The following is a 12,248-nucleotide window of genomic DNA, read 5'->3' on the forward strand; positions in this document are numbered from 1 at the left end:
TGTTTCAGGTCTTGGGAGCCTTGCCGGCCAGATACTGTTCCAGCCAGTGGATGTGGTAGTCGCCCTCGATAATGTCGCTTTCCCGGGCCAGGGCCCGGAACAGCGGCAGGGTCGTCTCGACGCCGTCCACAACGATCTCGTCCAGGGCCCGCCGGAGTCGCATCAGGCATTCCGGTCGGTTCTTGCCGTGGACAATCAGCTTGCCCACCAGCGAGTCGTAATAAGGCGGGATCTTGTAACCCTGATAGACCGCGGAATCGATGCGGACGCCGAGGCCGCCGGGGGCGTGATACTGGGTGATCGTGCCGGGCGAGGGCCGGAAGGTTTCCGGGTTCTCGGCATTGATGCGGCACTCAATGGAATGGCCGATGATGTTGACCTCTTCCTGGGTGCAGGGCAGGTCGCCGCCGGCGGCGATGCGGATCTGCTCCAGCACGAGATCGATGTCCGTGATCATCTCGGTGACGGGATGCTCGACCTGGATGCGGGTGTTCATTTCAATGAAATAGAACTCGCCGTCCTCGTAGAGGAATTCGATGGTGCCGACGCCGAGATACTGCATGTCCTGCATCGCCTTGGCGCAGATGCCGCCGATCCTGGCGCGCGCTTCCGGTGACAGGATCGGCGAAGGGCCTTCTTCCCAGACTTTCTGGTGACGGCGCTGCAGTGAGCAATCGCGCTCGCCGAGATGCAGCGCGCCGCCGCGGCCATCGCCCAGCACCTGGATTTCGATGTGGCGCGGCCTGGTCAGATACTTTTCGAGATAGACCGACGCGTCGCCGAACGCAGCCTTGGCCTCGTTCGAGGCAGTGGACAGCGCCATCAGCAGATCGGCTTCGGTCTGCGCGACCTTCATGCCGCGGCCGCCGCCGCCGGCGGCTGCCTTGACGAGGACCGGGAAGCCGATCTCGCGGGCGATGGCTATGGCATCGTCTTCGGGGCCGACGCCGCCGTCGGAGCCGGGCACCACGGGAATGCCAAGCCGCTTGGCGGTCTTCTTGGCTTCGATCTTGTCGCCCATCAGGCGGATGTGCTCGGCCTTGGGGCCGATGAACTTCAGATTATGGTCGGCGAGGATCTCGGCGAAGCGCGCATTCTCGGACAGGAAGCCGTAACCGGGATGCACCGCATCTGCGCCGGTGATTTCACAGGCGGCGAGCAGCGACGGGATGTTGAGGTAGCTGTCTTTCGACGCCGGCGGGCCGATGCACACGCTCTCGTCGGCGAGGCGCACATGCATGGCGTCGGCGTCCGCTGTTGAATGCACGGCCACGGTCGCGATGCCGAGCTCCTTGCAGGCCCGCAGGATGCGCAATGCGATCTCGCCGCGGTTGGCGATCAGGATTTTCTCGAACATGGCGTTCCGAAGTCAGAGGACGTTGTGGTGTTACTCGATGATGACCAGCGCTTCGCCGTATTCGACCGGCGAGCCGTCTTCGATCAGGATCTGCGTCACGGTACCGGCCCGCGGTGCTGGGATCTGGTTCATGGTCTTCATCGCCTCGATGATGACCAAAGTCTGTCCGGCAGCAACCTTGGCGCCGACTTCGATGAAGGCCGGCTTGCCGGGCTCCGGGGCGCGGTAGACGGTGCCGACCATCGGCGAGGGCACGGCGCCGGGATGCTTGGTCATGTCGGCGGCGGCCGGTGCGGCAGCAGCTGCGGCGACAGGCGCGGGTGCAGCAGCCGGTGCGGGCGCATAAGCCGGCACAGCGGCAGCAACGCTGATGTTACGCGCGACGCGCACGCGCAGACCGGCGCGCTCGACCTCGATCTCGGTGAGGTTGGTTTCATCCAGCAGCAGCGCCAGTTCGCGGATCATGCCGCTATCGTTGCTGGCTTGCGGCGTTGCGGTCTGTATGTCGTCAGGCTTGCGGGCCATGGGCAATCCAATGTCTGAAGTGAAAGACGAATAATGAGCGAAGCGGGCGCGTCACGCGATGGCGTTGGCACCGATTTTTGCGGCGAGGCCGCTGATGGCAAGGCGATAGCCCTCGATGCCGAAGCCGCAGAGGCTGGCAAAGGCTGCCTTGGCGATGAAGGAATGGTGGCGGAAGCTTTCGCGGGTGTAGACGTTGCTGACATGCACTTCCACAGTTGGAATGCGCACGCCGACGATGGCGTCGTGCAAGGCGATCGAGGTGTGCGAATAAGCGCCGCCATTGATCACGATGCCGGCCACGTGTTTCTCGCGGGCCTGATGGATATAGCCGATGAGCTCGCTCTCGCTATTGGACTGCCGGCAATCTGCGGTCAGGCCATATTGCGCGGCCGTGGTCACGCACAACTTCTCGACATCGGCCAGAGTTGCATGCCCATAGGTGTCCGGCTCGCGGATTCCCAGCAGGTTGAGGTTGGGGCCGTTGAGCACGTAGATGGTGTTGGTCGTGGCATTGGCCATCGGACATCCCGGGCAATAGCAATGGGCGCGGGTGGGCGCCGTTCTGCCCGGGGTTATAGGTAACCAAACCGCGGAGGGGAAGCCTCTAGACCCCGGGTTCCCCCAGCCAAATACCTCACCCAATTCATAAAAAGCCCGATGGAACCTGTGGAAAATGCTTATTAACCAAGGTTAAAGCCACTGGTGCCATTCCGGCAATCTGCCGGATCACGACAGGGGCGGAGCGTCCCGGATAGCAAACGGGCGGACCCTTTCGAGCCCGCCCGGGTGTCACATCAGATGCCCCGCCTTAGGCGTCGATGACTGCGACGATTTCGAGTGTCCGCGGGTTCACGACGATAATCTCGTTGCGAACCAGGAAGAACTCATAGCCGCGCCAATCCGGATAGACGGTGATGATCTCAGCCGGAAGCGGGTGGAAGCGGACTTCACGCGGCACACGGGTGCCGACCGAGATCGAGAAGTTCACATTGGTCACCGGCTGGATATTTTGCTGCTTGATGACCGTGGTGACCTTGGTGCGCTGCTCGGTGGTCAGCTTGGCGCCCGCGCCGGCCTGACCGGTAGTCGTGGTCGACTTGGTCTCCGTCGATGTCGACTTGGTGTCAGCACCTGACTTGGAGTCGGTCGACTTGGAATCGGCCTTCATGTCCTTGCCGGCTTTTCCGCTGTCACGGGTCGAGTCGGTCGTACGCTTGTCGTCACGCTGCATCTTGTCGTCCGACTGCGTCGACTTCACCGCCGGCTTCTGCTCGGACTTGTTGGTGGTGTCGGTCGCTTCGTCCTTGTTGACTGGTGCGTTGCGTTCGGCCGGCGCAGCACGATCAGCAGCCGCGCCGCCTGCGGGCGCGCTCGTTGCGCCGCTACGTGCAGCACCGCCCGCCGGCGCCTCACGGGTCATTCCGGCACCTCCGGCGCCACCACCCGACGTTGCAGCTCCTGCGCCGCCGGGATTTTGCGCGCTAGCCAAACCCGAACCTGCAATCAGTGCAGCGGCGGCGACGCTCATCAATAAACGGTTGTTCATCTTGGTTCTCCTCGCGATGCATTGCCCGCCGTACAACGGCATTGGCGGAGGGATGTTCCTGAGAAAGTGTAGTTCCATTGCTTTTGTTATGCTTGAGTATACGTCACGCCGCGTCAGGGCTTGATCTTCGTCTTGTAGACTTCCTCGCCGTTGTCATCGATGACGACGACCTTCCGGTCACAGTCGCCTGCGATATCAACCGCGATTTGATGAGCAATACTCTTGGCGACATCCCTGGCTTGCGTGTCGTCGCTACAATCCAGACCTACGGGGTCCTCAAGCCGGAAACCATCGACAATCTCGAAATGATATTTTGGCATTGCTCTTTCTCCTCCTCCGTAAAGGGCAATCCACCACCGTTGGGGATGTTCCTACGTCGGAAATGGAATGAAGACGGTCTCAGCCGGAACCAAATGGCAGCACGTGCATTGCACCATCGAATAAGGAAAATGCGATGCCAGCCTTTGTGGAGATGATCGTTCAGAAGATTGCGGAAGCGGCGCCGATCGAGAATTCGGTGTCCGATTTTGTCGCCGGCGTCCTGGAAAATACGGCAAACAAGCTATCGCGCTTTGAGCAGCGCCCGGATGACGGCGAGACGACAATCGAGGACATCGCGTAACTATCGCTGTAATATTGATCGAGTTTCAAAGAGGCCGGCTGTTACGCAGCCGGCCTCTTTACTATGCGTTCGACATGGACAGGGCGGCCTCAACGACTAACATCAGGTCATGTCAGTCGGGATCTGCGGAGCTGTGCTTCGATGAGGAATTGGATTGGAGGAATCCTGGCGCTCGTAGTCCTGTCGGTAGCACCTGCTCTTGGATGGGAGCATTGGGGTAGCGACCGTGGTGGCTCTCGCTTTGCGCCGCTTGACCAGATCACCTCCGACAATGTCGGCCGCCTGATCGAGGCTTGGCGCTTCCAGACTGGCGATCTCCTGCGTCGCACACCTGCGCAGATGGCGCGCACCAAGTTCGAAGCGACGCCGCTCCTGGTTGAAGGCAGCCTCGTCTTCTGTACGCCATTCAACGAGGTGATTGCACTCGATCCTGCTAGCGGTCGGCAGAAGTGGCGTTTTGATGCGCGGGTCGCAGCGGATGTGCGTCCGGCCAATCGATGGGTGTGCCGCGGCGTAGCCTATTGGCGTGACGATCGCGCAGCATCTGGCGCTACCTGTCGCAGCCGCATCTTCATGGGTGCCAACGATGCCCGTGTCATTGCGCTGGATGCCGCGACCGGACTGCCATGTGCCGACTTCGGCGCGCAGGGTGAGGTCAAGCTCGACCCGGGAATGCCGCTTGATGGCCCCGGTGAATTTCAGATCACATCGCCGCCGGTGGTGGGGCGCGACGTCGTCGTGGTCGGTTCTGCACTCGCGGACAATCGGCGTGTGAGCGCGCCCAAGGGGACCGTCCGCGCGTTCGATGTGCGCAGCGGCGCGCCGCGATGGTCGTGGGATCCGCTGGTCCATGACGGTATCGAAGCCGGGCATGCCAATGTCTGGGCGCCGATGTCGGTGGATGACGAACGCGGATTACTGTTCTTGCCGACGTCGTCACCCAGTCCGGATTTCTGGGGTGGCAAGCGGCCCGGTAACAATGCGCATGCCAATTCGGTCGTTGCGCTGAAGATCGACACGGGTGAACTGGTCTGGTCGTTCCAGACCGTGCATCACGATGTCTGGGACTACGACGTGCCGGCGCAGCCGACGCTGGCCCGTATCGATCTGGCAAGCGGTCCGCGCGACGTCGTGATCCAGGCCACCAAGCAGGGCTTTCTGTTCGTGCTGGATCGCACCAGCGGCGCGCCGATCTGGCCGGTGGAGGAGAGGGCCGTTCCGCAAGGCGGTGTCGAGGGCGAAGCGCTATCGCCGACGCAGCCATTTCCGACGCATCTTCCGACACTGGTGCCGCAGCGGGTAACGCCGGATGACGCGTTCGGCGTGACATTCTGGGATCGCGGCAAGTGCCGGGATGAACTGGCCAATGGACGTAACGAAGGCCTCTACACGCCACCTGCGACGGGTGCCGGCACCTTGCTGTTTCCGATGACCGGCGGCGGCGTCAACTGGGGCGGTGTTGCCTTCGATCCTGTCCGGCAGGTGCTCTATGCCAATACGAGCCGCGCCGTGCATCGGGTGACGCTGATCCCGCGCGCCGAGGCGCAGAACTACAGGCGGCCGGCCGGTGCCGATTTCGGCGCGCAGCGCGGCGCGCCTTTTGCCATGACGCGGGCGCTTGTAACGTCGCCGCTCGGCATGCTTTGCAACAAGCCGCCCTGGGGCGCGATGGTCGCGGTGGACCTCAAGGCCGGCAAAGTGCTGTGGGAGTCGAAGGTCGGCACCAGCGAGGATATCGCACCACTGGGCCTCGCCCTGGCCACCGGCATGCCGCTGGTCAATGGTCTGCTGGCGACACGCGGCGGCGTGATCTTCACCGGCGCGATGGACGCCTACCTGCGTGCGTATGATGCGAAGACCGGCGCCGAACTCTGGCAGGGGCGGCTACCGGTGCCGGGCGTCGCCAATCCCATGACTTACGTCATCGGCGGAGAGCAGTATGTGGTCATCGCCGCCGGCGGTCATTCGGAAGTAGGCACCTCGATCGGCGACAGCGTCGTGGCGTTTCGTCTTGCGCACGACGGAGAGGCGCCATCGCTGCGCTCGCTTTATATCGATCGTCCCGGCGGCCGGCTTCGCGCCGGCGCGATCGCGTTTGGCGCTTTGCTCGTCCTGTTTCTTGCTTTTGTTCTAGCCTGGCGTGTTCGGCGCGAGGCGCGGGTGTGACTTAAACCCAGCGCTTGTCAGCGGTGAAGTCCACTGTCAGCCAGTAGCCGGGGCTGAGCCCGCCCATGGCCAGGGCAATCTCCGCGCGGATGGCGTCGAGTTCGGCGAAGGTCTTGCTGATCTCGCCAGACGGTGCCACCAGTCCTATCTCGATGAATTGCTGGCGGCCGGAGCGCATCACATGCGAGCTGCAGTCGCTGAAGCCGTGCTTGTACGCGATCGATTGCGCGAGCTCGCGAACCTCCTCGTCGAGATCGCTCGGTGCGACCTGCAGGATGTCACGGCCGGCATTCCAGATCGTCGAAAGCGGAAACGGCAGCAGGCAGATCGCAACCACCAGCAGGATCAGCGGATCGACCAGCGGTGCATAGGCCGCTGCCGGAGTCTTCGCCATCACCGCTCCGAGCAAGAAGCTGATGCAGACCGCCAGACTGAGGACGCCGCCCATCAGCCAGGCACGGGCATCGATGTCGAGCAGTTGCGAGCCGTGTTCGCCGGCCGAGCGGCGGATATAGATGCTCATGCCGAAGCTGATGGCACCCGCCACCGCAGCGAAGATAGCGCCGGGGCCGAATTCGATGGCGCGACCGCCGGTGATCAGCCCGTTAAGGCCGTCGATGAAGGCATAGGCGCAAGCGAAGCTGAGCACCGTGCCGTTGATCAGCGCGAGGATTGGTTCAAGGTGCCAGTAGCCATACTGGAAGCGGTCGTCTTCGCCTCTGCTGATCAGTCTTGCGGTCAGCAATGCAACGCCGGTCATGGCTGCGTCGATCAACGTGTAAAAACCGTCGAAGGCGATGGCGCGCGAACTGATGGCGAGCCCGAAAGCGATGCTGGCAAATGAAATGAGAAGCGTGACGTAAATCGAAATCTTCAGGAGCCGCTGCTCCTGTTTGGTATCGGTCAACATTGGGAACTTAGGCGGGGTGTCCGCTGCATCCTTTTACCGTTGGGGATAGGTTACCCTATCACAGATGGCGTTCAGCCGCTTTGACCGCTACCGCAAGATAAATAAAAAACCGGCTGCGATGCAGCCGGTTTGTCATATTTCCGAGATGTTCGTGTCGGCGCGCGTGACGGTATGAATCACCCTGGCGGTGTCCGGGTTTACGAACAGAGTGCCTTGCCGCAGCGGGCCTGATTGATCTTCTCCTTCAGCGCGTCTGCGCCGACGGCACCGATGATCACCTGCTTGCCGATGACGTAGCTCGGCGTGCCGTTCATGCCCATGGATTCCGCGAGCTTGAAGTTCTCTTCGATGGTCGCGCGCACTTCCGGGCTGGCCATGTCCTTTTCCAGTCTGGCGACGTCGAGACCTGCTTCCTTGGCCGCTGCCAAGGCGCGGGCCTTGTCGGCCTGACCGCGGCCGCTCAACAGCTTCTGGTGGAAGTCGAGATACTTCTTGCCGGTCGGGTCCTGCATGCGCACGGCGACAGCAACCTGGGCGGCTTCAACCGAGCCGGGCCCGAGCACCGGGAATTCCTTCAGCACGACCTTGAGCTTCGGATCGTTCTTCATGATGCCGACCATGTCGTCCATGGCGCGCTTGCAGTAGCCGCAATTGTAATCGAAGAACTCGACGAAGGTGACGTCGCCATCCTTGTTGCCGACGATGACGCCGCGTGGCGAGTTGAAGATGGTGTTTGCGTTCGCGGCGATCGCAGCCTGGTGCTTCTCGGCTTCGGCCTGGGCCTGACGCTTGGTCAATTCGGCAGAAACCTCTTCGAGGATTTCCGGATGGGTGATCAGGTAATCCTTGATGATCTTCTGGATCTCGCCGCGCTGGGCGTCATTGAACGTCTGCGCCGATGCAGGCGCGCCGCACAGGGCGAGGGCCACAGCGGCAGAGGCGAGAAGGCGGAACGAAGGCATGGGCAAATTATCCTTTGGAAAAGGCCGAGTCAGAAAGCCACGTGTCATTCGGGAAGCTGCTTAGCATTTTGAGGGCGAAATACGCGTTATTTGTGAAGGCGGTCACGCGCAATTCATCATGGCGCCGCAGGTCTCAGAAGCCGGAATGGTGGTGATCCGGCCCGGTCATTGCAGTGAGGGCATGCGGTGCCGGCAAGGGAGCGCTTCCGATCTCGTCATCGAAGATCGGTGCCAGCGGTGGTGCGGGCTCATAGAGCACGACCCGGTTCTTGCCGCTGTGTTTGGCCTGATACAGGGCGTGATCGGCAGCCGCCATCAATCGCTCTGGGGAGGCGATGAGGTCGGGGGACCACTGCGCGACGCCGATGGAGGCGGATAGGGTCCTCACTGTGTGTCCGGCATTGCCAAATTGTCGCGGGCAGGCGGCCAGCACGCGCCGTGCGATCTCGCCGGCCTGCTGCAGGTCGGTGTCGGGCAGCACGATGCAGAACTCGTCGCCGCCGCATCGGGCCAGTGTATCGCCGGGGCGCAACTGATCTTGCGCCGCTTGGGCGAATTGCTTCAGGCAGTCATCGCCGGCGCTGTGACCGAAGCCGTCATTGACCGCCTTGAAGCCGTCGAGGTCGATCGCCAGCAGTGCGTATGGGCGTGCGGTCCGCCGCGCCATCGCACATTCCTCGTCCATCCGCTGCAACAGGCGGCGGCGATTGCCGGCGCCGGTCAGATCGTCGATCAGCGCCAGTTCGGCTGCGTCGCCGCGCAGGCGGTCGATCGCCATCATCAGCAGTCCGTAATTCCACGTCATGGCGAGGAATGCCGCCACCAGCATGAAGCCGGCCTGTACCGCATCGACCGTCACCATGGTCGTCTCGCTGCCGCCCAGATGAAGCAGCGCGGCGATCGCGCGGCAGGCAAAAGCAACAAGCAAGAGAATCGAGAGGTAGCCGGCCATCCGTGCGCCGTGATTGCTGCGCCGATGATCACGCGACAGTAGCAGCGGTAGCGTCAGCGCCACGGGAACGCCCTGGCTCAGCGAGTAGACGACAACGCGCATCGCATAATCGTCGATGACCAGTCTGAAGAACATGAAGCCGGCGAGGCTCGCGGAAATTACCAGGGCGGTGGCGATCCAGGATGTAGGCCTGTCGTAAAAGCGGCGGATACCGACCTCTGACAGACAGTAAGCGAGAACTGTCATCTGCGCGGCGAACAGCAGGCCGACGGGATTGGGAAACAGCAGGCCGAGAGCAGGGCCGATCGACGCGCTCAGTGAAGCGGCGCTCCAGTAGCGGGCCGGGACGAAGTTCGGATAGCAGCGTGCGACATAGGCCCAGACGAGACCTGATGACAGGAAGTTGGCGAGCGTGAACCAGAAGATGGTCGTCGTGCTCATTGCCGCCGGTCCCACGTGCGTGTGACGCCGCTGTGTGCGGTTTCGTGCTCCGATGGCTGCATTGGTCTCCCCGCCGGACGCGATGAGCGCATCCATTTTCACTAAATGCAGCGAGTTCCGTTAACGGAACCTGACCGCTGCCGGCGAGAAGCTTGGGGTGGTTGTAAAAGGATGAAGATCATATCGGCGTGGACGGCAGGGCTCGGTGAGGCCACGCATCGGTCTGCTGGCGGGCAACCTTTGCCATCGGCCCGTGTCAGCCCTCCCTCGGACGATCTGATATACCCCCTCCCGTCGGCTGTGCCGATGGGAGGAACCATGAACGCCAGGCTTGAACGGAAACTGAGGGTCCTCACGACGATTATCGCCGCTGGCGGCGCTGCCGGCGTGGCGTTCAGTGCCACCCACGATCTGCCCATTCTGCCCGGGCTCGTCATCGGATTGGTGATCAGCACGGTTCTGGGCGGCTTCGAAATCATGGTGGCCGATGGTCCGATCCGGATCTGGCTGAGCGGTCGCTCGTTCACCGCCAACCTCCTGATCAAGAGCGCGTTCTACGCCGTCGTGATTTTGGCCGTGCAATGGTTTCGGCTTGCGGATGTGCTGATCGGGCGGACGGTCGAGATCGCGGAGGATACGTTCTGGTCCAGCCTGGTCTATTCGGTCGTCGTCTCCATCGTCGTCAATCTGGCTTTGGCAATCACCAATCTCGTCGGCGGACGCGCGTTGTTGAACTTCTTCACCGGGCGCTATCACACGCCGGTCGAGGAAGAGCGTTTCGTCCTGTTCGTGGATATTGCGGGCTCGACCAGCCTGGCCGAGCAACTTGGTGGCGTCGGTATCCACCGTTTCCTCGATCGGACCTTTCGCCTGCTGTCGCTCCCGGTCGTCGACTATCGCGGCGAGGTGCTCGCTTATGTCGGCGACGAGATGATCGTGACCTGGACGAAGCGGGACGGTGCGGTCGATTGCCGTCCGTTGCGCTGCTTCATCGCCATGCGCGACGAATTGGCACGCAAAGCGGGGCAGTTTGAACGTGAGTTTGGCGCAGCGCCTCGCATTCGCGGTAGCCTGCATTTCGGGCCGGTGATCATCGGAGAAATCGGCGACGTCAAACGAGCGATCGTCTTCAATGGCGACGTCATGAACACCGCCTCGCGTCTGGAAGAGCTCAGTCGTGGTGTAGAGGGCGGTTTTGTCGCATCGAAGGCGGCGATGGATTGCTTTGCCTCGACTCCGCCATTCACGATCAGCGCACTCGGTCATCTTCCCATTCGTGGACGCGTGGATGGAATTGTCGCATTCGGTTTGCAGCCGCCGCGCGACACATAATGAAATAAACGCGCAAACAAATGGCAAATCAACCGTGCAAGAGTTTCCGGAGATGGAAACCCGCATGGCCAGATTTTCAAATCTCACTTTGATCGTTGCAGAGCTCGCGTGATGCCTCGCGCGACGCTTCCCATTATTTGCACGGCGCTGCTGCTGTCGGCCTGTGCGTCGCTGCCGCGCGCTCCGCTGATCGCAAGCGCGCGTGCGACGATCCCGCAGATTCCGTTGGCCAGGATATCGCCCGACGAAGGCTATCGCATCTTCGCGGGATCGCGGCGCGGTGCCGCACCGCTCACCATCCTTGCTCTGTCCGGCGGCGGCGCTGACGGCTCCTATGGCGCAGGATTCCTGCAAGGCTGGTCCGACTCCGGACTGCGCCCCGATTTCGATATCGTCACCGGCTCCAGCGTTGGCGCCCTGATTGCGCCATTCGCGTTTCTCGGCCCGGGCTATGACGGCCGTCTCGAAGCGATCTTCACCAGCGGCGCTACTGAAAATCTGATGCGTATCGCGGGGATCAACGCCGTTGTTGGATCGGGCGTCTTCAAGGCGGGGCCGATGAAAGACCTCATCTCGAAATATGCCGATGATCGGATCATCGATGCGGTCGGCGCACGGTATCGCAGGGGCAAGATGCTCATCGTGGCCACCACGAACCTCGACACCCAAGGGACGACGCTCTGGAATATGGGGGAGATCGCGAGCAGCGATAGTCCTGGCCGCTATGAGTTGTTCCGGAATGTTCTCGCTGCGTCAGCCGCTATTCCCGGGATTTTCCCGCCGGCCTTGATCGCCGTCGAGTCCGGCGGAAACATGTATTCCGAGATGCATGTCGATGGCGGCGTGACATCGAATATTCTGGCTGTGCCGGAAAGCGTGTTGACGGCCCATGCCGGATCGCTGGCTACGAAGTCTCGGGTCTTCGTGATCGTTAACGGCAAGCTGTCGCCCGACGCCTCCTATACATCGGATCTGACGCTTCCGATCGTGGCGCGCTCGTTTCAGACCTCAGTGAAGGCCAATACGCGCAATGCGATGATCGCGACATACGATTTCTGCAAACGCAACAACTGGGATTTCAAAGCAACGGCCATCGACGCGGGCAAGCTCACCACGAGCGATCCGACCAATTTCGATACCGATTATATGAAAGAGCTCTACGCCTACGGTCGTGCCAAGGGCGGCTCGGCCAGTGGATTTCAATCGAACCTGGAAGGGTTGAGGGGACAGGGTAGCTAGATGTGTCGTATCGCTCCCACAGCGTCCTTGGAACGCTCCCGAATACGGATATCCGTTCGGCGCCTCTGGTCTCGCACAAAAGACATCGCATTCCTGAGCGTAGAGGTTGCGTATTATCCGTTGCTCGTCTTCGGGATCGCGATGATCCTGTGGTCCGGCTGAACAGGTGTTGCTTACGAAGGATCATTCTTCAGTG

The 12,248-nt window shown here is 61.8% G+C and carries 12 protein-coding genes; 4 read left to right on the forward strand and 8 right to left on the reverse strand.

What is annotated here, in order from left to right; all coding sequences use genetic code 11:
• Positions 1-4: 4 nt before the first annotated feature.
• The 5 genes from accC to LPB73_RS10815 form a co-directional block, all read right to left on the reverse strand.
• Positions 5-1,357 (reverse strand): acetyl-CoA carboxylase biotin carboxylase subunit, encoded by a 1,353-nt coding sequence (accC, locus tag LPB73_RS10795; protein ID WP_231080563.1) that lies wholly within the window; start codon positions 1,355-1,357, stop codon positions 5-7.
• 30 nt (positions 1,358-1,387) lie between these two features.
• Entirely contained in the window at positions 1,388-1,882 is a 495-nt protein-coding gene (accB, locus tag LPB73_RS10800; RefSeq protein ID WP_231080564.1) for an acetyl-CoA carboxylase biotin carboxyl carrier protein, read from the reverse strand.
• A 51-nt stretch (positions 1,883-1,933) separates the two neighbouring features.
• Complete coding sequence (aroQ, locus tag LPB73_RS10805) at positions 1,934-2,401, reverse strand: type II 3-dehydroquinate dehydratase (RefSeq protein WP_231080565.1); 468 nt, start codon at positions 2,399-2,401, stop codon at positions 1,934-1,936.
• A gap of 289 nt (positions 2,402-2,690) precedes the next feature.
• On the reverse strand, positions 2,691-3,428 hold the full coding sequence (locus tag LPB73_RS10810) for a DUF1236 domain-containing protein (protein ID WP_120289362.1): 738 nt from the start codon (positions 3,426-3,428) through the stop codon (positions 2,691-2,693).
• Positions 3,429-3,541: 113 nt separating this feature from the next.
• On the reverse strand, positions 3,542-3,748 hold the full coding sequence (locus LPB73_RS10815; RefSeq protein ID WP_231080566.1) for a DUF6894 family protein: 207 nt from the start codon (positions 3,746-3,748) through the stop codon (positions 3,542-3,544).
• A gap of 134 nt (positions 3,749-3,882) precedes the next feature.
• Between LPB73_RS10815 and LPB73_RS10820 the strand changes: the two genes are divergently transcribed.
• Together LPB73_RS10820 and LPB73_RS10825 are read left to right on the forward strand one after the other, a co-directional pair.
• Complete coding sequence (locus tag LPB73_RS10820; RefSeq protein ID WP_231080567.1) at positions 3,883-4,050, forward strand: hypothetical protein; 168 nt, start codon at positions 3,883-3,885, stop codon at positions 4,048-4,050.
• A gap of 141 nt (positions 4,051-4,191) precedes the next feature.
• A complete protein-coding gene (locus LPB73_RS10825) occupies positions 4,192-6,216 on the forward strand; it encodes a pyrroloquinoline quinone-dependent dehydrogenase (protein ID WP_231080568.1) in 2,025 nt (674 codons plus the stop codon).
• A gap of 1 nt (position 6,217) precedes the next feature.
• Here LPB73_RS10825 and LPB73_RS10830 read toward each other — a convergent pair whose 3' ends face one another.
• From LPB73_RS10830 to LPB73_RS10840, 3 genes are all read right to left on the reverse strand, one after another.
• Positions 6,218-7,126, reverse strand: a complete 909-nt coding sequence (locus LPB73_RS10830; RefSeq protein WP_231080569.1) for a cation diffusion facilitator family transporter — start codon at positions 7,124-7,126, stop codon at positions 6,218-6,220.
• Positions 7,127-7,323: 197 nt separating this feature from the next.
• Positions 7,324-8,088 (reverse strand): DsbA family protein, encoded by a 765-nt coding sequence (locus LPB73_RS10835; RefSeq protein ID WP_231080570.1) that lies wholly within the window; start codon positions 8,086-8,088, stop codon positions 7,324-7,326.
• 133 nt (positions 8,089-8,221) lie between these two features.
• On the reverse strand, positions 8,222-9,481 hold the full coding sequence (locus LPB73_RS10840; protein ID WP_231080571.1) for a GGDEF domain-containing protein: 1,260 nt from the start codon (positions 9,479-9,481) through the stop codon (positions 8,222-8,224).
• A gap of 105 nt (positions 9,482-9,586) precedes the next feature.
• Here LPB73_RS10840 and LPB73_RS10845 point away from each other — a divergent pair, with 105 nt between their 5' ends.
• Both LPB73_RS10845 and LPB73_RS10850 read left to right on the forward strand, forming a co-directional pair.
• Positions 9,587-10,813, forward strand: a complete 1,227-nt coding sequence (locus LPB73_RS10845) for an adenylate/guanylate cyclase domain-containing protein (RefSeq protein ID WP_231080572.1) — start codon at positions 9,587-9,589, stop codon at positions 10,811-10,813.
• A 111-nt stretch (positions 10,814-10,924) separates the two neighbouring features.
• The gene (locus LPB73_RS10850; protein WP_231080573.1) at positions 10,925-12,052 is read left to right on the forward strand and encodes a patatin-like phospholipase family protein; all 1,128 of its coding nucleotides are present in this window, start codon (positions 10,925-10,927) and stop codon (positions 12,050-12,052) included.
• Positions 12,053-12,248 lie beyond the last annotated feature (196 nt).

The organism is Tardiphaga sp. 37S4, from assembly GCF_021044645.1.
GTDB classification, from domain to species: domain Bacteria; phylum Pseudomonadota; class Alphaproteobacteria; order Rhizobiales; family Xanthobacteraceae; genus Tardiphaga; species Tardiphaga robiniae.